This window comes from uncultured Sphingomonas sp. (assembly GCF_936927845.1).
Classification (GTDB): domain Bacteria; phylum Pseudomonadota; class Alphaproteobacteria; order Sphingomonadales; family Sphingomonadaceae; genus Sphingomonas.
Map to the genome: position 1 here is coordinate 65,546 of NZ_CAKZHV010000069.1, position 25,830 is coordinate 91,375.

25 protein-coding genes and 1 tRNA gene are annotated in these 25,830 nt (G+C 68.3%); 17 read left to right on the forward strand and 9 right to left on the reverse strand.

Annotation, left to right across the window (positions count from 1 at the left end):
• Positions 1-114: 114 nt before the first annotated feature.
• A complete protein-coding gene (locus tag Q0579_RS17175; RefSeq protein ID WP_298814772.1) occupies positions 115-1,416 on the forward strand; it encodes a UDP-glucose/GDP-mannose dehydrogenase family protein in 1,302 nt (433 codons plus the stop codon).
• A gap of 42 nt (positions 1,417-1,458) precedes the next feature.
• Here Q0579_RS17175 and Q0579_RS17180 read toward each other — a convergent pair whose 3' ends face one another.
• On the reverse strand, positions 1,459-2,118 hold the full coding sequence (locus Q0579_RS17180) for a queuosine precursor transporter (protein ID WP_298814775.1): 660 nt from the start codon (positions 2,116-2,118) through the stop codon (positions 1,459-1,461).
• Positions 2,119-2,196: 78 nt separating this feature from the next.
• Positions 2,197-2,835 (reverse strand): hypothetical protein, encoded by a 639-nt coding sequence (locus tag Q0579_RS17185; protein ID WP_298814778.1) that lies wholly within the window; start codon positions 2,833-2,835, stop codon positions 2,197-2,199.
• Between the two features lie 236 nt (positions 2,836-3,071).
• Here Q0579_RS17185 and Q0579_RS17190 point away from each other — a divergent pair, with 236 nt between their 5' ends.
• From Q0579_RS17190 to aguB, 3 genes are all read left to right on the forward strand, one after another.
• Positions 3,072-4,415, forward strand: coding sequence for a NupC/NupG family nucleoside CNT transporter (locus Q0579_RS17190; protein WP_298814781.1), 1,344 nt, complete (start codon positions 3,072-3,074; stop codon positions 4,413-4,415).
• A 92-nt stretch (positions 4,416-4,507) separates the two neighbouring features.
• A complete protein-coding gene (locus tag Q0579_RS17195; protein ID WP_298814784.1) occupies positions 4,508-5,926 on the forward strand; it encodes a glycosyltransferase in 1,419 nt (472 codons plus the stop codon).
• Positions 5,927-5,932: 6 nt separating this feature from the next.
• Positions 5,933-6,784 (forward strand): N-carbamoylputrescine amidase, encoded by an 852-nt coding sequence (aguB, locus tag Q0579_RS17200; protein WP_219769691.1) that lies wholly within the window; start codon positions 5,933-5,935, stop codon positions 6,782-6,784.
• Between the two features lie 18 nt (positions 6,785-6,802).
• On the opposite strand, the gene Q0579_RS17205 is transcribed toward aguB, so the two are convergent.
• Together Q0579_RS17205 and Q0579_RS17210 are read right to left on the reverse strand one after the other, a co-directional pair.
• On the reverse strand, positions 6,803-7,036 hold the full coding sequence (locus tag Q0579_RS17205) for a hypothetical protein (RefSeq protein WP_298814796.1): 234 nt from the start codon (positions 7,034-7,036) through the stop codon (positions 6,803-6,805).
• A 35-nt stretch (positions 7,037-7,071) separates the two neighbouring features.
• Positions 7,072-7,740, reverse strand: a complete 669-nt coding sequence (locus tag Q0579_RS17210) for a uracil-DNA glycosylase (protein WP_298815042.1) — start codon at positions 7,738-7,740, stop codon at positions 7,072-7,074.
• A gap of 23 nt (positions 7,741-7,763) precedes the next feature.
• On the opposite strand from Q0579_RS17210, the gene folK reads away from it, so the two are divergent.
• Both folK and Q0579_RS17220 read left to right on the forward strand, forming a co-directional pair.
• Positions 7,764-8,261 carry a 2-amino-4-hydroxy-6-hydroxymethyldihydropteridine diphosphokinase gene (folK, locus tag Q0579_RS17215; protein ID WP_298814799.1) on the forward strand — a complete coding sequence of 166 codons (498 nt, stop codon included), beginning with the start codon at positions 7,764-7,766 and terminating at the stop codon, positions 8,259-8,261.
• Positions 8,252-8,327, forward strand: a tRNA-Lys gene (locus Q0579_RS17220). The genes folK and Q0579_RS17220 overlap by 10 nt, the downstream gene beginning before the upstream one ends.
• 9 nt (positions 8,328-8,336) lie before the next feature.
• Here Q0579_RS17220 and Q0579_RS17225 read toward each other — a convergent pair.
• Positions 8,337-9,677, reverse strand: a complete 1,341-nt coding sequence (locus tag Q0579_RS17225) for a dihydroorotase (RefSeq protein WP_298814802.1) — start codon at positions 9,675-9,677, stop codon at positions 8,337-8,339.
• Between the two features lie 44 nt (positions 9,678-9,721).
• On the opposite strand from Q0579_RS17225, the gene Q0579_RS17230 reads away from it, so the two are divergent.
• Positions 9,722-10,441 carry a folate-binding protein gene (locus Q0579_RS17230; protein WP_298814805.1) on the forward strand — a complete coding sequence of 240 codons (720 nt, stop codon included), beginning with the start codon at positions 9,722-9,724 and terminating at the stop codon, positions 10,439-10,441.
• 99 nt (positions 10,442-10,540) lie between these two features.
• Here the strand turns inward: Q0579_RS17230 and Q0579_RS17235 are convergent, their stop codons facing one another.
• Together Q0579_RS17235 and Q0579_RS17240 are read right to left on the reverse strand one after the other, a co-directional pair.
• Positions 10,541-11,464 carry a glycosyl hydrolase gene (locus Q0579_RS17235; protein ID WP_298814809.1) on the reverse strand — a complete coding sequence of 308 codons (924 nt, stop codon included), beginning with the start codon at positions 11,462-11,464 and terminating at the stop codon, positions 10,541-10,543.
• The gene (locus Q0579_RS17240) at positions 11,461-12,306 is read right to left on the reverse strand and encodes a TIGR04290 family methyltransferase (protein ID WP_298814812.1); all 846 of its coding nucleotides are present in this window, start codon (positions 12,304-12,306) and stop codon (positions 11,461-11,463) included. The genes Q0579_RS17235 and Q0579_RS17240 overlap by 4 nt, the downstream gene beginning before the upstream one ends.
• Before the next feature lie 127 nt (positions 12,307-12,433).
• Here Q0579_RS17240 and Q0579_RS17245 point away from each other — a divergent pair, with 127 nt between their 5' ends.
• Entirely contained in the window at positions 12,434-13,351 is a 918-nt protein-coding gene (locus tag Q0579_RS17245; protein ID WP_298814814.1) for a glycosyltransferase family 9 protein, read from the forward strand.
• The gene (locus Q0579_RS17250) at positions 13,335-13,787 is read left to right on the forward strand and encodes a DUF6165 family protein (protein WP_298814817.1); all 453 of its coding nucleotides are present in this window, start codon (positions 13,335-13,337) and stop codon (positions 13,785-13,787) included. Before Q0579_RS17245 ends, Q0579_RS17250 begins: the two co-directional genes overlap by 17 nt.
• Here Q0579_RS17250 and Q0579_RS17255 read toward each other — a convergent pair.
• Positions 13,771-14,367 carry a histidine phosphatase family protein gene (locus Q0579_RS17255; protein ID WP_298814820.1) on the reverse strand — a complete coding sequence of 199 codons (597 nt, stop codon included), beginning with the start codon at positions 14,365-14,367 and terminating at the stop codon, positions 13,771-13,773. The two genes, Q0579_RS17250 and Q0579_RS17255, sit on opposite strands and share 17 nt — an antisense overlap.
• 192 nt (positions 14,368-14,559) lie before the next feature.
• Between Q0579_RS17255 and Q0579_RS17260 the strand changes: the two genes are divergently transcribed.
• The 7 genes from Q0579_RS17260 to Q0579_RS17290 are packed head-to-tail and all read left to right on the forward strand — an operon-like array spanning position 14,560 to position 22,089.
• Positions 14,560-15,672, forward strand: coding sequence for an NAD-dependent epimerase/dehydratase family protein (locus Q0579_RS17260; RefSeq protein WP_298814822.1), 1,113 nt, complete (start codon positions 14,560-14,562; stop codon positions 15,670-15,672).
• Positions 15,672-16,745: an SDR family NAD(P)-dependent oxidoreductase gene (locus Q0579_RS17265; protein WP_298814825.1), complete on the forward strand. Its 1,074-nt coding sequence runs from the start codon at positions 15,672-15,674 to the stop codon at positions 16,743-16,745. Before Q0579_RS17260 ends, Q0579_RS17265 begins: the two co-directional genes overlap by 1 nt.
• A complete protein-coding gene (locus tag Q0579_RS17270) occupies positions 16,742-17,824 on the forward strand; it encodes a glycosyltransferase family 4 protein (protein WP_298814828.1) in 1,083 nt (360 codons plus the stop codon). The genes Q0579_RS17265 and Q0579_RS17270 overlap by 4 nt, the downstream gene beginning before the upstream one ends.
• Positions 17,821-18,930, forward strand: a complete 1,110-nt coding sequence (locus Q0579_RS17275; protein WP_298814832.1) for a glycosyltransferase — start codon at positions 17,821-17,823, stop codon at positions 18,928-18,930. The genes Q0579_RS17270 and Q0579_RS17275 overlap by 4 nt, the downstream gene beginning before the upstream one ends.
• Entirely contained in the window at positions 18,927-20,015 is a 1,089-nt protein-coding gene (locus tag Q0579_RS17280) for a glycosyltransferase (protein WP_298814835.1), read from the forward strand. Before Q0579_RS17275 ends, Q0579_RS17280 begins: the two co-directional genes overlap by 4 nt.
• Positions 20,012-21,094 carry a glycosyltransferase gene (locus tag Q0579_RS17285; protein ID WP_298814839.1) on the forward strand — a complete coding sequence of 361 codons (1,083 nt, stop codon included), beginning with the start codon at positions 20,012-20,014 and terminating at the stop codon, positions 21,092-21,094. The genes Q0579_RS17280 and Q0579_RS17285 overlap by 4 nt, the downstream gene beginning before the upstream one ends.
• A gap of 11 nt (positions 21,095-21,105) precedes the next feature.
• Positions 21,106-22,089 carry a UDP-glucuronic acid decarboxylase family protein gene (locus tag Q0579_RS17290; RefSeq protein ID WP_298814842.1) on the forward strand — a complete coding sequence of 328 codons (984 nt, stop codon included), beginning with the start codon at positions 21,106-21,108 and terminating at the stop codon, positions 22,087-22,089.
• Positions 22,090-22,135: 46 nt separating this feature from the next.
• Here the strand turns inward: Q0579_RS17290 and uvsE are convergent, their stop codons facing one another.
• Positions 22,136-23,305 (reverse strand): UV DNA damage repair endonuclease UvsE, encoded by a 1,170-nt coding sequence (gene uvsE, locus Q0579_RS17295; protein ID WP_298814845.1) that lies wholly within the window; start codon positions 23,303-23,305, stop codon positions 22,136-22,138.
• 129 nt (positions 23,306-23,434) lie between these two features.
• Here uvsE and Q0579_RS17300 point away from each other — a divergent pair, with 129 nt between their 5' ends.
• Positions 23,435-25,780, forward strand: a complete 2,346-nt coding sequence (locus Q0579_RS17300) for a GH92 family glycosyl hydrolase (RefSeq protein WP_298814848.1) — start codon at positions 23,435-23,437, stop codon at positions 25,778-25,780.
• Positions 25,781-25,830 lie beyond the last annotated feature (50 nt).

Here is a 25,830-nt window from a genome sequence, read left to right on the forward strand (position 1 = left end):
CGGCGTAGGAAGGGTTCGTAGCTGGCGCTCGCGCAGCGACGAAGCTAAGCGATCTTCCAACATCACGCCGCGCCAACGCGGCGGCGCCAGCATCCAGGGGGTAACATCACCATCATGCGCGTCACCATGATCGGCTCGGGCTATGTCGGCCTCGTCTCGGGCGCCTGTTTCGCCGACTTCGGCCACGACGTGGTCTGCGTCGACAAGGACCAGGGCAAGATCGACAAATTGCTCGCGGGCGTGATGCCGATCTTCGAGCCGGGGCTCGACGAACTGGTCGCGCGCAACGTCGAGGCCGGCCGGCTGCGCTTCACGACCGACCTGCCCGAAGGCGTGCGCGACGCCGACGCGGTGTTCATCGCGGTCGGCACGCCGTCCAGGCGCGGCGACGGCCACGCCGATCTGTCCTACGTCTACGCCGCCGCCGAAGAGATCGCCGCGGCGCTGACCGGCTTCACCGTGATCGTCGACAAGTCCACCGTGCCCGTCGGCACCGGCGACGAGGTCGAGCGGATCATCCGTGAGGCCAATCCGGGCGCCGACTTCGCGGTCGCGAGCAACCCCGAGTTCCTGCGCGAAGGTGCTGCGATCGACGACTTTAAGCGTCCCGACCGCATCGTCATCGGCTCCGATGACGCCCGCGCGCTGGAGGTGCTGCGCAACGTCTATCGCCCGCTCTACCTCAACAAGTCGCCGATCGTGGAGATGAGCCGGCGTGCGGCCGAGCTGACGAAATATGCCGGCAACGCGTTCCTCGCGACCAAGATCACCTTCATCAACGAGATCGCCGATTTGTGCGAGAAGGTCGGCGCGAACGTGCAGGACGTCGCGCGCGGCATCGGGCTCGACGGCCGCATCGGCGACAAGTTCCTGCACGCCGGCCCCGGCTACGGCGGGTCGTGCTTCCCCAAGGACACGCTGGCGCTGCTGAAGACCGCGCAGGATTACGAGGCGCCGCAGCGGATCGTCGAGGCGGTGGTCGCGGTCAACGACAACCGCAAGCGCGCGATGGGGCGCAAGGTGATCGCCGCGATGGGCGGCGACGTACGCGGCAAGTGCGTCGCGATCCTAGGCCTCACCTTCAAGCCCAACACCGATGACATGCGCGACAGCCCCGCGATTGCGGTGATCCAGGCATTGCAGGACGCGGGCGCGACCGTCCGCGCCTATGATCCCGAAGGTCACGAGCAGGCGAAGAAGGTGCTGGAGAACGTCCAATACTGCGACGGCGCCTACCAGACGATGGAGGGCGCCGACGCGCTCGTCATCCTGACCGAGTGGAATGCGTTCCGCGCGCTCGATCTGCGCCGCGTCAAGTCGCTGCTGAGCGCCCCCGTGCTCGTCGACCTGCGCAACATCTACAACCGCGAGCAGGTCGAGGCGGCCGGGTTCGCGTACACCGCGGTCGGACGGTAAACCGGCGGGGGGAGCGTCATCCGCTCCCCCGATGCACGCTGGTCAGGCGTCGAGCCGGCGTCCGATCGCGACCGCGAGATAGATCAGCGGCGGTACCAGCACCGCCGACAACACCACCTTGGAAATCATCTGTCCCGCGAGCAGTTCGGCGATCGGAAACACGCCGCCGAACGCGATGGTGACGAACAGCAGCGTGTCGACCACCTGCGACAACATGCTGGCGAGCCCCGCGCGCAGCCACAACAGGCTCGACCCCTCGCGCCCCTTCAACCACGAGAAGATCGTGATGTTGAGCGTTTGCGAGATGCCGTAGGCGACGATCCCGCCGAGCCAGATCCGCCAGGTGGAGCCGAGCACCAGCTGGATCGCATCGCGGTTGGCGGGCTGCATCTCGGGTGAGGCGGGCAGCGCGTGAACGATCCACGACAGCAGGATCGAGACGAGCAGCGGTATGAAGCCGAACACGACCAGCCGCCCCGCAACGACGCGCCCGTGCAACTCCGCCACCGCGCTCGACGTCACCACCAGCAGCAGGAACGCGAAGATTCCCGCTTCCACCGCCAGGGGGCCGAGCGCGACCTGCTTGTTGCCGAGCACGCCCGCGATGCACGTCATCCCGCCGTAGAAGATCGAGAAAACGAACAACGACCGCGAGATTGGCGGCGCGGTCGGATGGGCGATGGGGGTGGGCGGGATCGGCATGGCCGACTGCTAGCGCGAAACGCCGCGGGGTCAATCACGCCTGCCTCAAGCGATGCGCGTCTGACCCTGCATTGCGGTTCAACGACGCTGTGCCGCCCGCTCCATTGTCGGACGGTCAAAGGCGTGTTCGGCGTAGCGGCCGTTCTTCTCTACCCAGTGCAGGAACAGGTGCGCCGACCAGCTGTTGGGGTTGACGTCGAGCCGGCCATGACGGTGGTGCGTGCCCTGGTACAGCACGCCGTCGCCGGGCTGCATCGCGACCGAGCCATACGGTTCGCCCCCGAAATCCTCGCTGACCTCTGGTTGCGGCGTGTCGGTCGGCGTGGTCTGGACGCTGAGCGCCCACGGTTTGTTGTCGCCGTAAGCGATCGTCAGCGACACGCTGTGCTCGCATGCCGGGCGATCGTGGTGGATGCGGCACACGTCGCCCTGCTGATAGGCCCGGAAATACGCGTAGGTGGGCAGCAGTTCGCACCCGACCTCCGCTGCGATCCGCGGGGTCAGCCCCCACAAGAAGCCGAGCAGCGGCGTGTATTGATATGCATACACTTCCAGCGCGGGCCGTGTGAGCAGCGGTCCTTGTGCCGCGAAGCTGCCTAGCGGGCGGCCGGCTGCCTTCAGGTCGGCCTGCATGCGTGCGTAGAGCGTCAACAGCACCTCGGGCGGAAACAGGTGAGGCAGGTGGGTATAGCCATTCGTCCGATAGTGGTCGTTCACCGCGCAACAGCCTCCAATCGCTCGATCGACCGCGATATCATATTAGGACCGATCCGACAGCCGCTCTTACCTTCCACGCTCCGATCGACAAGGCGTGAGGGCTGCCCAACCGCCTCCATCGGCGCGCCTTTTGCGGGTACGGGGCAAGCATGAGTGGCGCGGGCGTGCGCCATGTGTATGATGCGCGCCCGCGCGGGGGGCCGCGTCGTTCGGTTCATCTCTCACGCGGAAGTGTCATGCAGCGTATCCTCATCGGCCTCGCCGGCGTCGCGGTGATCCTCGGGATCGCGCTGCTCTTGTCCACCGATCGCCGCGCGATCCGGTTGCGCGTGGTCGGCTCCGCCTTCGCGCTGCAGGCCGCGATCGCGGTGATCGTGCTTTACTGGTTGCCCGGCCGCGCGGCGCTGGCGGGGGCGTCGGGCGGGGTCGCGGCGCTGCTCGGCTACGCGCACGCGGGCGTCGAATTCCTGTTCGGCCCGCTGGCACGGCCGGAGATCGGCGGGACGAGCTTCGCCATTGCGGCGCTGCCGGTCATCATCTTCTTCGCCGCCCTCGTCTCGATCCTCTACCATCTGGGCATCATGCAATTGGTGGTGCGCTGGCTCGGCGGCGCGATCGAGCGCGTGATCGGCGTCAGCAAGGTGGAGAGCCTGTGCGCCGCCGCCAACATCTTCGTCGGACAGAGCGAATCGCCGCTCGTCATCCGTCCCTACCTTGCCGGGCTCACCCCGCCGCAGGTGTTCACCGTGATGACCAGCGGGATGGCGGGCGTCGCGGGGACGATCCTGGCCGCTTACGCCTCGATGGGGATCAGCATCGACTATCTGCTCGCCGCCAGCTTCATGGCGGCGCCGGGCGGCATTCTGATGGCGAAGATCATCATGCCCGATCGCCTGCACCCTCGTCCCGGCGAACTGCCGCTCGACGATCCCAACGATCCCTTGAGCATCGAAGGCCGGCAGATCGCGATCGCGGAAGGCCGGCTCGATGCGCGCGGTCCCGCGGTGCTGCCGTCGGAAACGCCGGGCGAGCCGCTGCCGGACGCGACGCACGACGAGGAAAAGCCCGCCAACCTCATCATGGCCGCCGCGCAGGGTGCGCAGACCGGCGTCAAGCTGGCGGTCGCGGTCGGCGCGATGGTGCTCGCGTTCGTGGCGCTCGTCGCACTCGCCAACGGCATCCTCGGCGGGCTGGGCAATATGGTGGGGCTGCCGGGCCTGAGCTTCCAGGGACTCCTCGGTCGCGTGTTCCAGCCGGTCATGTACCTGTTGAACGTGCCGTGGAACGAGGCGGGGATCGCGGGCGGCCTGTTCGGCGAGAAGATCGTCCTGAACGAGTTCGTCGCCTATATCGATCTCGGCAAACAGGCCGCGAACCTGTCACCGCGCACGGTTGCGGTGATCACGTTCGCCTTGTGCGGGTTTGCCAATTTCTCCTCGATCGCGATCCAGATGGCGGTGACGGGCGGGCTCGCTCCCAATCAGCGCCCGACGATCGCCAAGCTGGGCCTGCGCGCGTTGCTCGCGGGCAGCCTTGCCAATCTGATGAGCGCTGCGCTCGCGGGATTGTTGATCGGTTAACCACACCGTGCGCGAATAAGGGACAGAACGGTCGCCGCGCGCCGATCGACGCTGTTGCCTGGGCGGCGCGCGGGCATAGGTTCGAAGGCGCGATGAAGCCCGATCGTGTTCTCGGTGCCGCGCTGGCGGCGATGCTGCTGATGCTGGCGGCGTATGGCGTCGGCAGCGCACCCGCGCTCGCCACGCGGTGGGGCGCGAGTGCGGGCGGATGGGCGCTGTTCGCCGCCTGGCTCGTCGTCGCCGCGTGGATAGTGACGCATCTGCCGCGCGCGACGGGCAGGGGCGCCTGGATCGCCTTTGCAACCGCCGCCGTCGCGCTCCGCGTCGCGGCCGCTCTCTTGAGCGACGGGCGCGTCTCGCCGGGCGATCCGCACTGGTACCTCGTGCTCGCGCGCGGTTTGCTGGCCGGTGACGGCCTCGGCCTCGTTGAGCCGTACATGGGCACGCGCGCGGTGGCGCTGTTCCCGCCCGCTTACCCGCTGTTGCTCGCGGGCTGGGGAGCGATCGCCGGGCTGTCGACCGCGTCGCTGGTGCTGCTTTCCAGCCTGCTCGATCTCGCCTCCGCCGGTCTGATCGTGCTCATCGCGCGGCGGCTGGGTGCGGCGCGCGCCGGCGTGGCGGCGGCCGGGCTGTTCCTGATCTGGCCCGCGCAATTGCTCGACGCGCCGCTCGCGCAGAAGGAGAGCCTCGTCACACTGCTGGCGCTGCTGCTCGCCTATGGCTGGAGCGTGACGAACGGGCGCGTTCGCCAGGCCGCGCTGCTCGGGCTCGCCTCGGCCGCGCTCGCGCTGACGCAGCCGGGCGACGCGCTGATAGGTGGGTTGTTTGCGCTGCTGCAATGGCGGCGGCTGGGAACCGCGCAACTGGTGCGTGCCGGAGCAGCGGCCGCGGGCGTCGCGGCACTCGCGATGCTGCCGTGGTGGTGGCGCAACTACGACCTGCTCGGCGCCTTCGTGCCGCTGACCAGCGCGAGCGGCTACAGTCTGTGGATCGGCAACAACCCGGCGGCGACAGGCACGTGGATGCCGCCGCCCGCGGCGCTGTACGGCCTGCCCGAGCTCGCCTTCTCGCATGCCGCGGGGCGGATCGCACTCGAGTGGATCGCGGCCCACCCGGCCGAGGCGGCGCGGCTGACGGTGGCGAAGTTCGTGCGCGCGATGGGGCTCGCCGACGCGGGGCTGGTGCGGCTCGCCGCGATGCGCCCGGCGGTGACGGCGCCGCTCACCGCATTGCTGCTGCCGCTCGTGCAAGGCACACACGTCCTGCTGCTTGCGCTGTCCTCGGCAGCGACCTTCCGCTTGCATGGGGAGCGCGCGACGCGGCTGCTGGCGGCGTGCTTCGCGCAATTGCTGCTGCTGGGCGTATGGTTCGAGTTCGACGAGCGGCACCGTGCGTTCGTGACGCCTCTCCTGCTGCTCGCGGTCACGATCGCCTATGAGCACATCCGCACGCGCGGCAGTGTGCGGATAAAGCGTTCGCCTTTGCGCAACCCTGCGCGAGCGCCTATCTGACGCGGCATGACCGAGATCACCGTCGCCGCACTCCAGCTCGCTTTCTCCGCCGACATCGACGCCAACATCGCCAAGGTGTCCGACGCCGTACGCGAGGCGCACGGCCGCGGTGCGCAGGTGATCCTGCCGCCCGAATTGTTCGAGGGCGAATATTTCTGCCGCGTCGAGGACGAGGGGCTGTTCGCGAACGCGGCGCCGGTGGGCGAGCACAAGGCGGTGCTGGCGATGCAGGCGCTGGCCGAGGCGCTGGGCGTGTGGATCCCGACCAGCTTCTTCGAGGCGGACGGCCCGCACCATTACAACAGCCTGGCGATGATCGGCCCCGACGGCGAGGTGCAGGGTGTCTATCGCAAGAGCCACATCCCCGATGGTCCGGGGTATGAGGAGAAGTTCTACTTCCGCCCCGGCAACACCGGGTTCAAGGTGTGGCCGGGCCCGAACCGCACCACGCTGGGCGTCGGCGTCTGCTGGGACCAATGGTATCCCGAGACCGCGCGCGCGATGATGCTGATGGGGGCGGAGCTATTGTTCTATCCGACCGCGATCGGCAGCGAGCCGCACGACACCAGTCTCGACACCGCGCGGCTGTGGCGGCGCGCGATGGTCGGCCACGCGGTGTCGAACGTCGTTCCCGTGATTGCCGCCAACCGCGTCGGCACCGAGCACGGCCAGACTTTCTACGGCACCAGCTTCATCACCGACGAGCGCGGCGACATCCTGGCCGAGCTCGACCGCGAGGAGGAGGGGGTGATCACCGCGACGCTCGACCTCGCGCGCGTCAAGCGCCACCGCGCCGCCTTCGGTTTCTTCCGCGACCGCCGCCCCGAACTCTACGGTCGGCTGGTCGCCGATATCTGATCGGTCAGCGTTTCCGCCTCAGCGCTTCCGGGCGCCGATGTCCTCGCGCACCTTGACCGGGCGCGAGCAGCCGTTCTCGCTGCGAAGCACGGTCAGCACCGCGTCGGCGTTCGGTTCCTGACCGAGCGGGTGGATGCTGCCCTTGCGCTTCGCCGCGATCAGGCGCGTCTGCGTGTCCTGGCACACGGGTTTGGCGTCCGGCGTCCCGGCGGGTGCGGCGCCGGCCAGGGCGACGAGCAGAAGAAGCGACATGGTCGAAATCTCCGTTCAATGACGGCGCGACCCTATCATGGTGCGGTCCGCTCGCGTAGCTCCAGCGCGCGCGCGAACACCGCCTCGAACATGTCCGTCGTCAATCGCCCGGTGTTCTGGTTGTAGCGCGAGCAGTGATAGCTATCGAGCAGGATGCGCCCATCGGGCATCTCGTGCTCGGCCAGATGGCCGAACTTCGCCTTGGGCAAGCGCCCGCCGAGCATCTTCACCGCCGACTGGTGCGCGATCTGCCCCAGCGCCACGAAGACGCGGACGTTGGGCAGCACCGCTGCCTGCCCCTCCAGGAAGGTGCGGCAGGTGCGGATCTCCTCGGGCGTGGGCTTGTTCTCGGGCGGCAGGCATTTCACCGCGTTGATGATGATGGCGCCGTCGAGCGCCAGCGTATCGTCCGCGCGCGCCTCGAAAGTGCCGCGTGCGAGGCCGTATTTGCCGAGCGTGTTGAACAGCAGTTCGCCCGCGTAATCACCGGTGAAGGGGCGGCCGGTGCGGTTGGCGCCGTGCTTGCCGGGGGCGAGACCGATGATCGCGAGCCACGCGTTCGGATCACCGAAGGCGTTGACCGGCGCGTTCCACCAATCGGGATATTCGACGCGCAAGGCTTCGCGGAACGCAACCAGCCGCGGGCAGCGCGGGCAGTCGCGCGGCGGTTCGGTCTCGGGAATGGGGGAGGGTGCGAAATACATGGCCATGCGATAGGCGCATCTCCATGCGTCGCTCAACCTACCTCGTCGCGGTCGGATCGAACCGCGTCGGTCGCCATGGCCGTCCGCGGGATGAGGTCGCCGCCGCGCTGCGGCTGCTGGGTGGGCGAGCATCCCCGATCATCGCCAGTGCACCGCTCGGCCCCTCGACGCGCACCTTCGCCAATGCCGCGGTGCTGATCGAGAGTGACGAAGCGCCCGCCGAATTGCTCAAACGGTTGAAGCGGATCGAGCGGGCGTTCGGTCGCCGCACCGGTCGCCGCTGGGGGGCGCGGGTGATCGACCTCGACATCATCCTGTGGTCGGGCGGGCGCATCGCCACGCCGACGCTCACCGTGCCGCACCGCGCCTTTCGCGTGCGCAGCTTCGTGCTGGCGCCCGCGCTGGCGATCGCGCCGGCGTGGCGCGATCCCGTGACGGGTCGCAGCGTCCGCCAGCTTCACACCCGGTTGACCGCGCGCCGCCCCGCCCCTAGGTCGCGCGAACACTGTTGGGGTCCGTAGCTCAGTCGGTAGAGCAAGCGACTTTTAATCGAGAGGTCCCGGGTTCGAGCCCCGGCGGACCCACCAGTGTTCCCTTTAACGCCCGAACGCGGTTGCCTCGAAGCGGATCGGTGCGCCCTGCGCCCGATCGCCGAGCTGGTCCTCCCACATGGCGACCTGCCCGCGCACGATCGTGCCGATCGGCTTGCCGGTCAGCTCCATCCCCGTGAACGGCGACCAGCCACTGCGCGAGGCGAGCCACTTGTCCTCGATCGTCCAGCGCTTTTTCAGGTCCACCACTGTGAAATCGGCATCGTACCCCGCGACGATCCGGCCCTTGCCGACTATGCCGAAGATGCGCTGCGCGCCTGCACTGGTCAGCTCGATCACGCGCTGGAGCGTCAGGCGACCGTTGGCGGCATGGTCGAGCAGCAGCGGCAGCAGCGTCTGCACGCCGGGCATGCCGCTGGGGCTGGCGGGGTAGGGCTTGGATTTCTCCTCCAGCGTGTGTGGCGCGTGGTCGGAGCCGATCACGTCGGGCACACCCTGGTTGAGCCAGTGCCACAGCCCGGCGCGGTGCGCGCCGGAACGGATCGGCGGGTTCATCTGCGCCAGCGTGCCGAGCCGCGGATAGGCTTCCTCGCCCGCCAGCGTCAGGTGCTGCGGCGTCACCTCGCAGGTGGCGATATCCTTGTTCTGGCCGAGCAGCTCCAGCTCCGCCGGCGTGGTGACGTGGAGCACGTGGATGCGCCGCCCGGCCGCGCGCGCAAGACCCAGGATGCGGCGCGTGGCGAGGATCGCGCTCTCGTCGTCGCGCCAGACGGGGTGCGACGAGGCGTCGCCGGTCACGCGCTCATTCTCGCGCGCGTTCATCCGGTCCTCGTCCTCGGCGTGGATCGCGACGCGGCGCGTGCCGTGGGCGAGCACCTGCGCCAGCGTCGCGTCGTCGCTGACCAAGAGGTCGCCGGTCGACGCGCCCATGAAGATCTTGACCCCCGCGGTGCCCGGCATCCGTTCCAGCTCGGCGAGAGCGGCCGGGTTGTGGTGCGTCGCGCCGACGTAGAAGGCGTGGTCGCACCACATCCGGTCCTTGGCGCGCGCGAGCTTGTCCGCGATCGCCTCCGCGCTGTCGGTGTTGGGCTTGGTGTTGGGCATCTCGAACACGCCCGTCACGCCGCCCATGACGGCCGCGACGCTGCCGCTCTCCAGATCCTCCTTGTGGACCAGACCGGGTTCGCGGAAGTGGACCTGCGTGTCGATCACGCCCGGCAATATGTCGAGCCCGGTGCAGTCGATCGTCCGGCCCGCGTCGCCCGCTTGGCCGCCAGCGTTGCCGATCGCGACGATCCGCCCGCCGCTCACCGCGACATCGGCCTGCACGGGACCACCCGGCGTGTGGACGGTGCCGCCCGTCAGTTTCAGGTCACAGGTCGCCATCGCCAGCCCTTTCGTCGCGTGATGCGCCCTCCTAACTTGGGTGCATGAGCGATGCCACCCCGACGACCCCGCAACCCGGCACGACATTGACCGACCGCGCGATCCTGCGCGTCTCTGGCGAGGATGCGGCAGGGTTCCTGCAAGGACTGGTCACCAACGACACCGCGCGATTGCCGGCCTATGCCGCGCTCTTGACGCCGCAGGGCAAGGCGTTGTTCGACTTCATCATGTGGGCGGACGGCGACGACGTGCTGCTCGACGTCGAGGCGACCCAGGCCGACGCGCTCGCCCGCCGGCTGTCGATCTACCGCCTGCGCCGCGCTCTCACGATCGCGCGCGACGACGGGCTGGCGGTGCATTGGTCGCGCGGGCCGGTCGAGGGTGCCACGCCCGACCCGCGGCTTCCCGCGCTCGGCTACCGCTGGATCGCGCCGCCGGGCGCGCCGGCTAAGGGCTGGCACGCGCACCGCCTGTCGCTCGGCGTGACGGAAGGGTTGGCCGAACTCGGCTCGGGCGAGACGCTGTGGCTGGAAGCGAACGCGCGCGAGCTGAACGGCGTCAGCTTCACCAAGGGTTGTTACGTCGGACAGGAGAATACCGCGCGGATGCACCACCGCAGCAAGGTCAATCGCCGCCTTGCGGTGGCGCCCGACGACGCGGCCGATCCGAAGCGGCGCGTGGGTTACGCGGACCTGGGCGTGATGGTGACGGTACGCCGCGCGGAGGAACTGGGTGACGGCGTCGTGCCGCCACCCGCAAACTAATCGCCCTCGTCGCCCCGGACTTGATCCGGGGTCACGCTGCCTTCGCCGGTCGGAGAAGAAGCGGGATCCCGGATCAAGTACGGGACGACGGAGATGCGTTCACGCCGCGACCGGCTCCGCCTTCGGCGCCGCCACCTTGGGCGCGTAGCGCTCGATCATCTGCGCGCAGAAATCGGCGAATGCCTGCGGCTCGCGCGCCGCACTGGTGTGGTGCGGCTGGATGCCGAGATGTTCGGGCGTGAAGCAGAAGGTGACGGTGGTGTCGAAATCCTGCAGCGCCTCCATCTGCCGGTCGAACCAGCCGATCGCGTCGGGGCGGAAGCTGTCGGCCCAGGACAATCCGGTGCGCAGCTTCTTCGTGCCGAGCCGCTTCATCCACTCGACCGCGTCATCGAGCCGCGGGTCGTGATAGTGGAACCACTGCATCAGCCCCATCTCGCTCGCGACCTTGGCATAAGAGTCGAGCGACGGCTTGGGCGTCCCGTCGGCGCGGATCAGCCCCATGTAGAAATGGCGGTAATAGCTCGACCCCTCCGCCTCGCGGTGGCGCGTCGTCGCACCCCATTCCTGCGGCAGGTCGAACAACGAATACCAATAGATGCGCGGCACGCGACCGATCAGCAGCTCAGCGGTCTTCTCGACCCCGAACACCTGCACTTCCTCCGCGCCGAACGATCCGACACCGACCTCGGTCACCCAGACGGGCTTGTCGGTCACGGCCTCGATCTCGGCGATCTTGTTCGGCCATTCGTGGATCGACCACAGGTTCCAGTCGAGCGGGAAGCCGTGGACCGCCAGCACGTCGACGGCATCCAGACAGCCGTGGCCCTCCAGACGCTTCACCCACATCGGGTCGATCGGCGACATGCCGCCCAGCACGCGCGTCACGTCCGGGTTGACCGCATGGATCGCAGCACCGGTGCGGCTGACCGTGTCGGCGAACTTCGACCAGTCGGGGTCGACTTCCGGATCCCAGTGCGACTTGTTGTTCGGCTCGTTCCAGATCATCGCCGCTTCGATCACGCGTTCACCCCCGTTTGATTCTTGGCTGTCTCGTTCTTGTCGCCCTTGGCCGGGTACACCGCGGCCGGACCAAATTGCGCATAGGGCACGTCGGTGACGCGGCAAAGGAAGACGTCGTCCTGCGGGCTCTCGACCACCTCGAACCCCGCGGCGCGCAGCATCGCCATCGAACCCGCACGGTTGGGCGCCCACCAGTTGGTCCAGTCGCCCGCGAATTTGCGTTCGATGAAGTGCATCTTCGGGTATCCGGGCTCGTCGAAGTACGGCGGCGGGGTGTAGCTGTCGGGCAGGAAAAAGGGGTGGTCCTCGGGCACGTCGGCGACCTCGGTCGATCCCTGCTGCATCGTCTGGAACAGCATCAGGTCGCGCGCGACATGTTCGCGGATCAGGTCGAGTGCCAGCAGCGGGTGGCGCAAATGGTAGAGCACGCCCATGAAGATCACGAGGTCGAAGCGCTCGCCCAGCTTCGCGACGTCGTACACCGATAGGTTACGGAACTCGACCGAATCCTGAAATCCCAGCGCGCGCGCCGCGACGCGGGCCTGCGCCAGGTAGCGCTCGTCCGAATCGATCCCGACGACGCGTGCCGCCCCGCGCCGCTTCATCTCCATCGAGTAGAAGCCCGCGTTGCAGCCGATGTCGAGCACGGTCTTGCCGGTCAGGTCGTCGGGCACGCAGTCGCGGAACATCGCGAACTTGAAATTGGGATAATCGCCCAGGAAATGCTCGGGCGCGGTGTGGAGCCCGGCGCCCAGGTCGATGTTGTGGAACCATGGCGCGAGCGCGCGCACCTCCTCGCGCAATGCGTCACGCGTGTCCGCGCGTTCCCCGGTGTCGCTCATTCGTCCCCCTTTGCAATCGTTACGCCAACGATCCTGCCACAGCGCCGTTCCGGGCTGCCAGCAACAAAGCTGCATTACGCCTCCGCAACGATGGAACCAGCGTGCTTCGTCAAGGATTTGCACCGGGATGGTAGATGCTGCCGATCCCTGGACCGCCGCGATGCGGCGCGGCGATTACGCGGCGGCGTTCGCGATTGGCGACGCGGTGATCGCCGCGCGCTCGCCCGCCGAGCGCGACGACCCGCGTGTCGACTATCATCGCCGCTGGGTGTGGGACGGCCGCGCGTTCGACGGCGAGGACGTGCTGGTGCGCTGCTACCATGGGCTCGGCGACACGATCCAGTTCGCGCGCTTCCTGCCGCTGCTCAAGCAACGCGCGCGTTCGGTAACGGTCGAGGCGCCGGCGCGGCTGCACCACCTGCTGGCGACGATCCCCGGGGTCGATCGCCTGATCCCCTTCGATCACGCGGCACCAGCCAAGCCGTTCGCCTGCGACATCGAGATCACCGAACTGCCTCAGGCTTTGCGCGCGACGCCCGGCGACGCGGCCGTGCCCTACCTGCGCGCGAGCCCCGCGGCGCTGCCCGCGGGCACGATCGGCCTGTGCTATTCCTCGGGTGATTGGGACCACGACCGCCGTGTGCCGCCAACATTGCTCGCGCCCTTGTGCGAAGGCCATCGCTGCCTCTCGCTCGTCGCCGAGCCGACCGACCTCGCCGTCCTCAACCCCGCGGGCTGTCCGTTCGACATTGACGCCACCGCCTCGCTGGTCGCGGCCTGCGCGCTCGTCATCACCGTCGACACGATGATCGCGCATCTGGCCGGTGCGCTGGGGCGGCCGACGTGGCTGATGCTCAAGGCCGAGCCCGACTGGCGCTGGGCCCCCGGTGCGCGCGACACGCCCTGGTACCCGACGATGCGCCTTTACGCGCAACCGCACGCGGGCGACTGGACGGGCGTCGTCGAGGAGATCGCGTGCGACCTCGCGCGGCGGCACTCACACCCATCTCAACTGCAAGGAATGGCGCATGGCCTCCAAGGTTAGCCCGACCGTCCCCGTCTCCTGGGGTGAGTTGCTCGACAAGATCAGCATTCTCGAGATCAAGCGCGAGCGGATCGTACGCGCCGATGCGCGCGCCAACGTGATGAACGAACACCGGCTGCTCAGCGAGTTCGGCAACATGGCGCTGCGCAGCGACGGCATCGCGCCGCTCTACGCCACGCTCAAGGCGGTCAACGAGGATCTTTGGGAGATCGAAGACGCGATCCGCGAGCAGGAGGCGGCGGGCACGTTCGGCGCCGAGTTCGTTCATCTGGCGCGTGCAGTGTATCACAAGAACGACGAACGCGCCGCGATCAAGCGTGCGATCAATCTGCAACTGGGCTCCGAACTGATCGAGGAAAAGAGCTACGCCGACATGCACACCGGTGCTGCGCCGGCGATGACCATGCCCGCCGGCGCACTCATGGCCGCTCGTTGAGCGCAACGAGCCGCGCGCCCGCTCCTGCGGCAGGATCGTTCAGCACCAAGGTCGTCACCGATCCGGGATCGCAGTTGAAGCCGTAGATGGCGGTGAACGGCAGTCCCAGATGGCTCGCGACCAGTCCGCGGATCACGTCGCAGTGCGTGACGCACAAGGCAGGCGTCGCCGTCGCGGGTAGCGCGTGAAGATAGTCCCAGGCGCGCGTGACCGCTTCCGTCATCGTTTCGCCACCGGGGCAGCGCGCGGTATCGCGCTGCGCGTTCCAGCGCTGCCAATCCGGGTCGGCGTCGAGCGTGGTGAACGATCGTCCGGTGAATGCGCCGAAGTCGATCTCGTCGAGCGCAGGGGCGGGCACCGGCGTAAGTCCGCGTTTCGTCGCGACCGGGCCCGCCGTCTGCCGCGTTCGCGCGCGCGGGCTGACGTGGATCGAGGCGAGCGGTGTACGCTCCAGCCACTCGGCAAGTCGCTGCGCCTGCGTTTCGCCCGTGGGTGCGAGGCCGATCTCCGATCGGCCGCTCAGTACGTGACCGACCTCGGCATGGGTGCCGTGGCGCGCGAGCAGGATGGTGCGTGTCATGCGCCTTCGTCTACCGCCGGTGCGCACATCGCAACCGCCGCCGCAAAAAAGTTACGATGCTGGAACGGCTTCGCGGAACCAAGCTAAGTAGAAGATGTTCTTCTTCTTGTATGGCGTTGGTGGCCGTGCTGTGTCGTTGATCCAGATCAATGTCGTTTCCGTCCACCGACCCTGACCGGGGTGGGAGGACATATGGAAACGGTTCTGATTACGGGGGGTGCTGGTTTCATCGGGCGCTTCGTCGCCGACGAGCTTCTGGCGCGCGGCAACAAGGTGCGCGTGCTCGACAGCCTGATCGAGCAGGTGCACGGCGATGTGGAGCGCCCGCCGCTCTTGAACGACGAGGTCGAGCTGATCCGCGGCGACGTGCGCAACGGCGACGTGGTGGCGAAGGCGCTGAAGGGCGTCGACAGCGTCGTCCACCTGGCGGCCGAGGTCGGCGTCGGGCAGTCGATGTACGAGGTCGAGCGCTACACCTCGACCAACGACGTCGGCACCGCCGTGCTGTTCGAAAAACTGATCGACAATCCCGTCCGCCGCGTCGTCACCGCCTCGTCGATGTCGATCTACGGCGAGGGACTGTACCGCGACGCCGACGGCAAGCTGGTGCAGGATGCGGAGCGCAAGGGTCTGCGCGACGGGCTGACCAACTGGGAGCCGGTCGATGCGCAGGGACGCCCATTGGAGGCGGTCGCGACGCCTGAGTGGAAGCGCCCCAACCTGTCCTCGATCTACGCGCTCAACAAATATGTGCAGGAGCGCACCACCCACATCATGGCCGCGCCCTACGGCATGGAGGGCGTCTGCCTGCGGCTGTTCAACGTTTATGGTCCGGGCCAGGCGCTGTCGAACCCGTATACCGGGGTGCTCGCGATCTTCGCGTCGCGGCTGTTGAACGGGCAGCAGCCGATGATCTTCGAGGACGGTGAGCAGCGCCGCGATTTCGTCCACGTTTCCGACGTCGCGCGCGCCTTTGCCGACTCGCTCACGCTGCCGCAGGCGGCGGGCGGCACGTTCAACATCGGCTCGGGCCACCACCGCTCGGTGCGCGAGGTCGCGACCGAGCTGGCGCAGGCGATGGGCAAGAACGACATCTCGCCGCAGGTCGTCGGCAAGGCGCGGATCGGCGACATCCGCCACTGCTTCTGCGACACCACGCTCGCGAAGGAGCAGCTCGGTTTCGAGGCGACCCAGGACTTCCAGGCGGGGCTCGCCGTGCTCGCCGAATGGGTCGCGCAGCAGACCGCCGAGGACAAGGTCGAGACGATGCGCGCCGAGCTCGACAAGCGCGGGCTGGTCGCGTGATGGCCGGACCGGGGGGAAGCTCCGGGCCGGCTCCCGACGGTCCGGTTCTCGTCACCGGCGGCGCGGGGTTCATCGGCGCGAACCTTGCCTACCGCCTCGCCGACACGGGCCACGATGTGATCGTCTACGACGCGCTCGCGCGCGCGGGCGTGCGACGCAACCTCGACTGGCTGCGCAGCCGCCACGGCAACCGCGTGCGCTTCGTCGAGGCCGACGTGCGCGACGCGGAGCGGGTGCAGGAGGCGGTGAAGGGTGCGTCGGCGGTGTTCCACTTCGCCGCGCAGGTGGCGGTCACCACCAGCCTCGCTGACCCGATGGACGATTTCGCGACCAATATCGCGGGCACCTTGAACGTGCTAGAGGCAGTGCGCCACCACGCTCCGCAAGCGCCCGTCATCTTTGCTTCCACCAACAAGGTCTACGGCGACCTGACCGACCTCAACTTCGCGCTGGAGGGTGACCGCTACGTACCCGTCGACGCGGAAGTGCGCGCGCACGGTATCGGGGAAGGCCGTCCGCTCGACTTCCACACCCCTTATGGCGTGTCGAAGGGCGCGGCCGACCAGTATGTGCTCGATTACGCGCGCAGCTACGGGCTCAAGACCGCCGTCATGCGGATGAGCTGCATCTACGGCCAGCGGCAGATGGGGACCGAGGACCAGGGCTGGGTCGCGCACTTCCTGATCAGCGCGCTGAAAGGCCGGCCGATCACGCTCTACGGCGATGGTTGCCAGGTACGCGACATCCTCGACGTGTCCGACGCGGTCGACGCCTATCTCGCCGCCTGGGCGCGGATCGACGACGTATCGGGTCGCGCGTTCAATCTCGGCGGCGGGCCCGACAATGCAGTCAGCCTGCGCGTGCTGCTCGACCATATCGCGGAGGTGACCGGGCGCGCGGTCGACGTGCGCCACGACGATTGGCGCGCGGGCGACCAGCGCTACTTCGTCGCCGACACGCGCGCGGCGGAAACGGCGCTCGGGCTCGGGCGCCGGACCGACTGGCGCGACGGCGTCGCCCGCCTCGCCGACTGGTTGAAGGCGGAGCATGCCGCGCTCGAGGTCGCTGCGTGACACGCCTGCTGATGACGGCGGACGCGGTCGGCGGCGTGTGGCAGTATGCGCTCGAACTCGCCGCCGCGCTCGCGCCACTCGGCGTCGACGCGCACCTCGCGCTGATCGGCCCCGCGCTGTCGTCTGCGCAGCGCGACCGCGCCGCCGCGCTCGGGGTGACGTACACCGAGACGGGCCTGCCGCTCGACTGGCTCGCGCGGGACGCTGCGGAAGTCCGCCGCACCGCCGACGCGGTCGCGATGGCAGCCGCGCTCCACGGCGCGGACGTGGCGCAGCTCAACCAGCCTGCCTTCGCGCTCGCCGATTACGCGATGCCGATCATCGCGGTCGCGCACAGCTGCGTCGCGTCGTGGTGGGACGCGGTCGAGCAAGGGCCGCTGCCCGCCGATCTCGCGTGGCAGGCGGCGCTGACCGGCGACGGCCTCGCGCGCGCCGACGTGAGCGTCTGCCCCTCCGCCGCGCTCGCGGACACGGTGCAGCGGCTCTATGCGCTGCCGCGTCGCCCGCGCGTCGTCCACAACGGTCGCACCGCGATCGCGAGCACGGGGGCGCTCGCCGACTACGTCTTCACCGCGGGTCGACTGTGGGACCGCGGCAAGGACGTCGCCACGCTCGATCGCGCCGCCGCGCGCATATGTCTGCCGATCAAGGCCGCCGGATCGCTCGCCGGCCCCAACGGCGAGCAGGTCGCCTTCGCGCACCTCGACACGCTCGGCGCGCTGTCGGACGCGGATGTGGCCGATCGCCTGTCGGCACGCCTAATCTTCGCCTCCGCCGCGCGCTACGAGCCGTTCGGGCTCGCGGTGCTGGAGGCCGCGTCGGCGGGCTGCGCGCTGGTGCTGTCCGACATTCCGACGTTCCGTGAACTATGGGACGGCGTTGCGATCTTCGTCACACCCGGCGACGACGCCGGCTTCGCACGCGCGATCGACGCGCTGGCGAGCGACTCCGCGGTGCGGATCGAGGCGGGCGAGCGCGCGCGGGCACGCGCCGCGCGCTACACCCCCGCCGCCAACGCGCGCGGCATGGCGGATATCTACGCGCGCGCAGTCGCGCCGCGGGAGCGGGTTGCGGCATGAAGATCGTCTATTTCACCCACAGCCTTTCCTCGTGCTGGAACCACGGCAACGCGCATTTCGTCCGCGGCGTGCTGTCCGAACTGATCGCGCGCGGCCACGAGGTTCGGGCGTGGGAGCCGGCGGATAGCTGGAGCCTCCAGAACCTGCTCGCCGACGGCGGCGAGGACGCGCTCGCGCCCTACCGCGCGTCCTATCCCGAATTGTCTTCGGACACGTACGAGGCAGGCGACGATGTCGCAGCGATGGTCGAAGGCGCCGACCTCGTGATCGTTCACGAGTGGAACGCGCACGACCTCGTCGCCGAAGTCGGTCGCTTGCGCAAGGCCGGTGCGCCGTGGACGCTCTTGTTCCACGACACGCACCACCGCATCGTCAGTCTGCCGCACGAGATGGATGCCTACGACCTGTCGGGCTATGACGGGGTCCTCGCGTTCGGTGAGACCTTGTCCGAACAGTATCGCGCGCGCGGCTGGGGCAAGCGCGTCTGGACCTGGCACGAGGCCGCCGACACGCGCCGCTTCAAGCCGCTCCCGAGCGACACCCACGAGGGCGTGGTCTGGATCGGCAATTGGGGCGATGGCGAGCGCACGCGCGAGATCGAGGAGTACCTGCTCCGTCCCGCGCAACGCGCGCAGCTTCCGCTCGACATCTACGGCGTCCGCTACCCCGACGAGGCGCGCGCGATGCTCGCCCACTACGGCGCGCGCTATCACGGATGGGCGCCCAATGCCCGCGCGCCCGAGATCTTCGCGCGCGCGCTCGCGACCGTCCACGTGCCGCGCAACTACTATCGCACGATCCTGCCCGGCATCCCGACGATCCGCGTGTTCGAGGCGCTCGCCTGCGGCATCCCGCTCGCCAGTGCGCCGTGGGAAGATAGCGAGGGACTGTTCCGCCCTGGACAGGACTTCCTTTACGCGAGCGACGGCGAGCAGATGGCGGACGTGCTCGCCCGCATCCGCGACGACGCCGATCTGCGTGCCTCGCTGATCGCCTCCGGGCTGGAGACGATCGCCGAGCGCCACACCTGCGCGCACCGCGTCGACGAATTGATGACCATCCTGGACACGCTGGGCACCGACACCGGCGTGGGAGTTGCCGCATGAAGATCGCTTTCTACGGATCGAGCCTGTTGTCGTCCTATTGGAACGGTGCGGCCACTTATTATCGCGGCATCCTGCGCGCGCTGGGTGAGCGCGGCTACGACATCACCTTCTACGAACCCGACGCGTTCGACCGTCAGCAGCACCGCGACATCGACCCGCCCGAATATGCCAAGGTCGTCGTCTATCCCGCCACCCAGGAGGCGATGCGTAACGTGCTGAGCGAAGCCGCCGCCGCCGACATCGTCGTCAAGGCGAACGGCGTCGGCGTATTCGACCGCGAACTGCTCGAAGGCGTGATCGCCCACGCGCGGCCGGGCGCGCTCAAGATCTTCTGGGACGTCGACGCCGCCGCGACGCTCGACGAGATGCGCGCCGACGCGAGCCACCCCGTGCGCGCCGCGCTGCCCAGGCTCGACATGGTGCTGACCTACGGCGGCGGCGCGCCGGTCGTCGACGCCTATACCGGGTTCGGCGCGAAGGATTGCGTGCCGGTCTACAACGCGCTCGACCCGCAGACGCACCATCCGGTCGAGGCCGACCCGCGCTTCGCCTGCGACCTCGCGTTCCTCGGCAACCGCCTGCCCGACCGTGAGGCGCGCGTGGAGGAGTTCTTCCTCCGCCCCGCATCACTCCTGCCCGAGCAGCAGTTCCTGATCGGCGGCAACGGCTGGGAGACGAAGGCGATGCCCGGCAACGTCCGCCACCGCGGCCACGTCTTCACCGCCGAACACAATGCGTTCAACTGCACGCCGCGCGCCGTCCTCAACGTCGCGCGCGATTCGATGGCGCATATCGGCTTCTCGCCCGCCACCCGCGTGTTCGAGGCCGCGGGCGCCGCCGCCTGCCTCATCACCGATGCGTGGGAGGGGATCGAGCTGTTCCTCAAACCCGACGAGGAAGTGCTGGTTGCGCGCGACGGGCAGGACGTGGCGGATCACCTATCCGCGCTCACCACCGAGCGCGCGGCGGCGATCGGGCAGGCGGCGCTCCAGCGCGTGCTCGCCGAACACACCTATGACCTTCGCGGCGAGCAGGTCGACGCGCTGTTCAAGGTCCATGCCGCGCGCGAGGTGACCGCGGCATGAAGCTCGTCGTCCTCGGCCTCAGCCTCGGCTCGTCCTGGGGCAATGGCCACGCCACCACGTTTCGCGCGCTGTTGAAGGCATTCGCCGCGCGCGGGCACGAGGTCGTGTTCCTCGAACGCGAGGTGCCATGGTATGCGGGCGCGCACCGCGACCTGGTCGATCCCGACTGGTGCCGGCTCGATTACTACTCCGACCTCGATCATCTGGCCGAGTGGCGCGGCGAGATCGCGGCCGCCGACGCGGTGATCGTCGGCAGCTACGTCCCCGACGGCGTCGCGGTCGGCCAGCTCGTTCAGGAATGGGCGCAAGGCGTCGTCGCCTTCTACGACATCGACACGCCGGTCACGCTCGCCAAGCTGGAGCGCGGCGACTTCGAGTATCTCTCGCCCGCGGTCATTCCTGGCTACGACGTATACCTGTCGTTCACCGGCGGCCCGACGCTCCGCCACCTGGAGACGCATTACGGCTCGCCGATGGCGCGCGCGCTCTACTGCTCGGTCGACGCCGAGGCGTACGTGCCGCTTGACGTGCCGAAGAAGTGGGACCTGACCTATCTCGGCACCTATAGCGATGATCGTCAGCCGACGCTCGAACGCCTGCTGCTCTACGTCGCGCGCGCCGCCCCCAATCGCCGCTTCGCGGTCGCGGGGCCGCAATACCCCGATACGATCCAGTGGCCCGACAATGTCGAGCGGATCGAGCATCTGCCGCCCGCAGAGCACGCCGCCTTTTACAGCGCGAGCCGCGCGACACTGAACGTGACGCGCGCTGACATGATCGCGGCCGGCTGGTCGCCCTCGGTCCGCATCTTCGAAGCTGCTGCCTGCGGCACCCCGATCATCTCCGATCGGTGGGACGGACTGAACGAGATCCTCGCTGACGGGCGCGAGATCCTGCTGGTCGATACCTGCGCCGACATGCTCGCCGTGCTCGCGCGCCGCGATCTCGAGCAGATCGGGCAGGCGGGGCGCCAACGCGTCCTCGCCGAACACACCGCCGCGCACCGGGCCGAAGAGCTCGAGCGCCATTTGAGGGAAGCCGCCGAGCACGCGCACGACAAAGAGCGCGTCTCGGCATGAGGGAGAAGAACATGGACACCATCCTGGTCGCCGGCGGCGCGGGCTTCATCGGATCGCATCTGTGCCGCGCGCTGAGCGACGCGGGCCACCGCGTCATCTGCCTCGACAATCTGCAAACCGCGCGGCCGTCGAACCTGAAGCCGCTGGAGGACCTGCCCAACTTCACCTTCGTCGAGGGCGATATCGTCAACCCGCTGCCCGCCGCTGTCACCGAGGCCGCCAACCTCACGCGCATCTACAATTGCGCCTGCGCCGCCTCGCCGCCGCAGTACCAGGCGGACCCCGAGCACACGATGCTGACCAACGTGGTCGGCACCAACCACCTGCTGCGCCTCGCCGAGCGGACCGGCGCGCGCTTCCTGCTCACCTCGACGAGCGAGGTCTACGGCGACCCCGAAGTCCACCCGCAGGTCGAGGGCTATCGCGGCTGGGTCAGCTGCACGGGACCGCGCGCCTGCTACGACGAGGGCAAACGCGCCGCCGAGGCAATGACGTTCGACTTTGCGCGGATGAAGCGCGCCGAGGTACGCGTCGCGCGCATCTTCAACACCTACGGCCCGCACATGCACCCCGACGACGGGCGCGTCGTCTCCAACCTGATCTGCCAGGCGCTCACCGGCCGTGACATCACCGTCCACGGCGACGGCACGCAGACGCGCAGCTTCTGCTACGTCTCCGACATGGTGCGCGGGCTGATCGCGCTGATGGAGAGCGACATCGACGGCACGGAGCCGGTCAACATCGGCAATCCCGACGAATTCACCATCAACGAGCTTCTCGACATGGTGCTGGAACTGGTGCCGAACGCAGGAAAGGTGGTGAATACGCCGCTGCCGCAGGACGACCCGCGCCGCCGCCGCCCCGACATCTCACGCGCGCAGGACGTGCTCGGCTGGTCGCCGCGCGTCCCCTTGCGCGAGGGGCTGCCGATGACCGCCGAATGGTTCGCGGAAGAGGTGGGGGCCGAGCTGCGCCTGCGCGAAGCCGCGGAGTAACCGGGTGAGCGGCGGATGATCCCGCCGCCTCACGCGCGGCGGCAGATTATTCCGCCGCCTCCAGCATCGCCCCACCTTCGCCGTCGCCCTCGTCCACGTCGGGCGTTTCCTCCGCGTCGACGCCGCCTTCCAGTTCCGCCTCATCGGCCGCCAGCGCATCGGCGTCCTCGGGGTAGATGCCGAAGCGCGCTGCCACGTCGGGCGCGAAGCGCAGCAGATCGGGGCGCAGTTTAAGCAGGCTCACGTCCTTCGACTTGCCTTCCATCATCACGTCGAAGACGAGCCCTTCGGCCATCCGCATGAAGGTCGCGAACTCAAACGGGTTGGTGAAGTCGGCGTGGCCGGTCCAGATCGGCGGGCGCAGCACCGTCTTCACCCGCGCGTTCGCCTTGACCGGCGCCTTGGTCAGCTCGCCCTTCTTGGTCGTCTTGCCGCTCGCGCGCTGTTTCGCGGTGATCTTCTGCTTCACCTCGCGCATCTCGGTGCGCGGAGACGAGAAATGCATCTTCGGCCTGACCCCTTCGGGCCAGGTCGCCAGGAACTTCTCGAGCGTCGCCCGCATGTCGAGCCGCTCGGGGTTCAAACACCAGAAATGCTGATAGTCGAACACCAGCCGCACGCCCGTCCGCTCGTGGATCCACAGAGCGTCGGCGGCCGAGAAGCGGATGTCGTCATTTTCCAGCACCAGCCGCCGCCGGACGTGTTCGGGGCATTTTTCCCACCCCTCGATCCAGCGCGCGCGGCTCGCGTCATGGTCGTCGTACACGCCGCCGACGTGCGTGATCATCACCGCCTCGTCGTTCAGCCCCATGCGGTCGAGCATCTCCGCCTGGCTCGACAGGTCCCAGATGCTCTTCTCGGTCAGCGCCGCGTCGGGGCTGTTGAGCAGGACGTATTGCGACGGGTGGAACGACAATCGGATGTCGAGTTCGCGCGCCTTCTTCCCGAATGCCGCCAGCTCGGCGTCGCTCTCCGCCACCATGTTGTGGAACTGCGGCATGTCCGGATGCGTCGCGTACGGCGCCAGGTCCGACGACAGCCGGTACATGTCGAGCTTTTCCTTGGCGAGATAGTCGAGGATCTTCGACACCTCCTCCAGCGAGCATTTGAGGTGCGGGTTCTTCTGCCAGCGCCGGGTGTCGTTGCTCTTGAAGCCGGGCTTGCCCATCACCTTCACGGGGAAGCCGAGGCGCATCGGGCGGGCAGGGTCGGTCATCGTCGTGAATACTCGTGCTGATCGAATGGCCTAACGCACCGACCGGGGCGGGTGTTGCGCCCGCTGTCGGCGACCGTGCGACCTCGCGACATCTTTCACCCGGGCCCTGCACAGGGCAAAAGGTTCGCCATGACGCTCGCCCGCCGCTGCCTGTCCGCCCTCGTCGCCCTGTCGCTGACCATGCCGCTCGCTACCCCGGTCGCGGCGCAGCGCGATGCCGATCCGCTCGGCGCGGTCGACCCATCTATCGGCACCGGCGGACAGGGGCACACCTTTCCCGGTGCGGTTGCGCCGTTCGGCATGGTGCAATTGTCGCCCGACACCGACACGACCTGTGTCCTGCGCGACTGCTACCCGCACGCCGCGGGCTACCGCTACGAGGACCCGACGATCCAGGGTTTCTCGCACACGCATTTTTCGGGCGCCGGGCACAGCGATCTCGGCGACTTCCTGCTGATGCCCGCGACCGGCGCGGCCGACGCGGTCAAGCTGGAACCCGGCGACCCCAAACAGCCCGGCTCGGGCTATCGCTCGCGCTTCAGCCACCGGAACGAGCAGGCGACGCCCGGCTATTATTCGGTCCAGCTCGACGACGCGCGCGTCCGGGCCGAGCTGACCGCGGGCACGCGCGTCGGCGTCCACCGCTACACGTTCCGCTCGGGCGACGAGGCGCATCTGATCCTCGATCTGCGATCAAGCCTCTACAATTACCCCGGCAAGACGCTCTGGTCGTCGCTGCGGCTGCGTCCCGATGGCACGATCACCGGCAGCCGCCAGACGCGCGGCTGGGCGCCCGACCGGCAATTATTCTTCGCGATGCGCTTCTCGCGTCCGATCACCAACCACGCCTTCGTCAGCACCGAGGCCGACGTGACCTACAAGGGCTTTCAGGGCCCGGGGCGCGGCAGCGACCGCGTGATGGAGCGCGCCGGCCGCGCGCTCGTCGCGCGGTTCGACTTCGGCAAGCTCGACAAGCCGCTGGAGGTAACCGTCGCAATCTCCAGCGTCGACGAGGACGGCGCGATCGCCAACCTCCAGGCGGAGAGCGGCGGCTTCGATGCGGTGCGCAAGTCGACCACCGCGGCGTGGCGCCAGGCGCTCGGGGTGCTCGACCTCGACGGTGAGCCCGCGATGCGCAAGAACGTGATGACCGCGCTCTATCACAGCCTGATCGCGCCCTCCGTCACCAGCGACGTCGACGGGCGCTGGCGCGGTCCCGACAATCAGGTCCACCGGGCGGAAGGCTACACGCAGCGCTCGACCTTCTCGCTCTGGGATACGTTCCGCGCCGAGCACCCGCTGCTCACGCTGGTCCAGCCCGCCGAGGTCAATTCGCAGATCATCCGCTCGCTGCTCGCCAGCCAGCGATATTCGCCCGACGGCATCCTCCCCGTCTGGCAGTTTCAGGGACGCGAGACGTGGACGATGATCGGCTACCATTCGGTCCCGGTCATCGCCGACGCGTATCTGAAGGGCATTCGCGGGTTCGATGAGACGCAGGCGCTCGCCGCGATGATCCGCAGCGCGACCTATGCGCCCTACGGCGGGCTCGCCGACCTGCCGGTGCTTCATTACATTCCGATCGACCGCGAGCCCGAGGCGGCATCGAAGACGGTCGAATACGCCTATGACGACTGGACGATCGCGCAGATGGCGCGCGCGATGAAGCGCGACGACGTCGCTACCTGGTTCGATGCGCGGTCGGGCTATTGGCGCAACACCTTCGACCTCAAGACCGGCTTCGTCCGCGCGCGCAAAGCCGACGGCACATTCCGCGAACCATTCGATCCCACCGCGATCAACTACGGCTCGGACTATACCGAGGGGAATGCGTGGCAATATTCCTGGTTCGTGCCGCAGGATCAGGCCGCCTTGTTCGAGGCGATGGGCGGGGATCAAGCCGCGGTGACCAAGCTCGACCAGATGTTCGACTATGACAATTCGAAACTCGACTATAGCCATGCCGAGGACATTGCCGGGCTGATCGGCCAGTATATCCATGGCAACGAACCGAGCCACCACGTCGCTTACCTCTATGACCATGCCGGGCAACCGTGGCGCACGCAGTACCGGCTGACGCAGATCGTCAACTCGCAATACAAGCCGACGCCCGACGGCCTTGCCGGCAATGACGATTTGGGTCAGATGTCCGCCTGGCTCGTCTTCACCGCGCTCGGTTTCTATCCCGTGACGCCCGGCAGCCTCGAGTATGCGATCGGCCGCCCGTTCGTCCGCCGCGCCGCGCTTGATCTGCCGAACGGCAAGCGCTTCACGATCGTCGCCGACAATTTCGGCCAGTCGCGCCCGTATGTCGGCGCATTGATGCTGAATGGAAAGCCGCTCGAGCGCAGCTACCTGACGCACGCCGAGATCATGGCGGGCGGCGAACTGCGGTTCGCGATGTCGGCGGAGCCGAACTACAAATGGGCGACCGACCGCCATGCGCGTCCCTTCTCCGCTTCGGTGAAACGTTGAGCGGGCACCGCCCGCCGCGCGTGTCCGGGTAGGACGGGAACATTGCCCCA

Excerpts from the sequence above, each read along its gene's own strand:
- Q0579_RS17175 (WP_298814772.1), top strand. The coding sequence starts at position 115 with ATGCGCGTCACCATGATCGGCTCGGGCTATGTCGGCCTCGTCTCGGGC.
- Q0579_RS17180 (WP_298814775.1), bottom strand. The coding sequence starts at position 2,118 with ATGCCGATCCCGCCCACCCCCATCGCCCATCCGACCGCGCCGCCAATC.
- Q0579_RS17190 (WP_298814781.1), top strand. The coding sequence starts at position 3,072 with ATGCAGCGTATCCTCATCGGCCTCGCCGGCGTCGCGGTGATCCTCGGG.
- Q0579_RS17195 (WP_298814784.1), top strand. The coding sequence starts at position 4,508 with ATGAAGCCCGATCGTGTTCTCGGTGCCGCGCTGGCGGCGATGCTGCTG.
- aguB (WP_219769691.1), top strand. The coding sequence starts at position 5,933 with ATGACCGAGATCACCGTCGCCGCACTCCAGCTCGCTTTCTCCGCCGAC.
- Q0579_RS17205 (WP_298814796.1), bottom strand. The coding sequence starts at position 7,036 with ATGTCGCTTCTTCTGCTCGTCGCCCTGGCCGGCGCCGCACCCGCCGGG.
- Q0579_RS17210 (WP_298815042.1), bottom strand. The coding sequence starts at position 7,740 with ATGTATTTCGCACCCTCCCCCATTCCCGAGACCGAACCGCCGCGCGAC.
- folK (WP_298814799.1), top strand. The coding sequence starts at position 7,764 with ATGCGTCGCTCAACCTACCTCGTCGCGGTCGGATCGAACCGCGTCGGT.
- Q0579_RS17225 (WP_298814802.1), bottom strand. The coding sequence starts at position 9,677 with ATGGCGACCTGTGACCTGAAACTGACGGGCGGCACCGTCCACACGCCG.
- Q0579_RS17230 (WP_298814805.1), top strand. The coding sequence starts at position 9,722 with ATGAGCGATGCCACCCCGACGACCCCGCAACCCGGCACGACATTGACC.
- Q0579_RS17240 (WP_298814812.1), bottom strand. The coding sequence starts at position 12,306 with ATGAGCGACACCGGGGAACGCGCGGACACGCGTGACGCATTGCGCGAG.
- Q0579_RS17245 (WP_298814814.1), top strand. The coding sequence starts at position 12,434 with ATGGTAGATGCTGCCGATCCCTGGACCGCCGCGATGCGGCGCGGCGAT.
- Q0579_RS17250 (WP_298814817.1), top strand. The coding sequence starts at position 13,335 with ATGGCCTCCAAGGTTAGCCCGACCGTCCCCGTCTCCTGGGGTGAGTTG.
- Q0579_RS17255 (WP_298814820.1), bottom strand. The coding sequence starts at position 14,367 with ATGACACGCACCATCCTGCTCGCGCGCCACGGCACCCATGCCGAGGTC.
- Q0579_RS17260 (WP_298814822.1), top strand. The coding sequence starts at position 14,560 with ATGGAAACGGTTCTGATTACGGGGGGTGCTGGTTTCATCGGGCGCTTC.
- Q0579_RS17265 (WP_298814825.1), top strand. The coding sequence starts at position 15,672 with ATGGCCGGACCGGGGGGAAGCTCCGGGCCGGCTCCCGACGGTCCGGTT.
- Q0579_RS17275 (WP_298814832.1), top strand. The coding sequence starts at position 17,821 with ATGAAGATCGTCTATTTCACCCACAGCCTTTCCTCGTGCTGGAACCAC.
- Q0579_RS17280 (WP_298814835.1), top strand. The coding sequence starts at position 18,927 with ATGAAGATCGCTTTCTACGGATCGAGCCTGTTGTCGTCCTATTGGAAC.
- Q0579_RS17285 (WP_298814839.1), top strand. The coding sequence starts at position 20,012 with ATGAAGCTCGTCGTCCTCGGCCTCAGCCTCGGCTCGTCCTGGGGCAAT.
- Q0579_RS17290 (WP_298814842.1), top strand. The coding sequence starts at position 21,106 with ATGGACACCATCCTGGTCGCCGGCGGCGCGGGCTTCATCGGATCGCAT.
- uvsE (WP_298814845.1), bottom strand. The coding sequence starts at position 23,305 with ATGACCGACCCTGCCCGCCCGATGCGCCTCGGCTTCCCCGTGAAGGTG.
- Q0579_RS17300 (WP_298814848.1), top strand. The coding sequence starts at position 23,435 with ATGACGCTCGCCCGCCGCTGCCTGTCCGCCCTCGTCGCCCTGTCGCTG.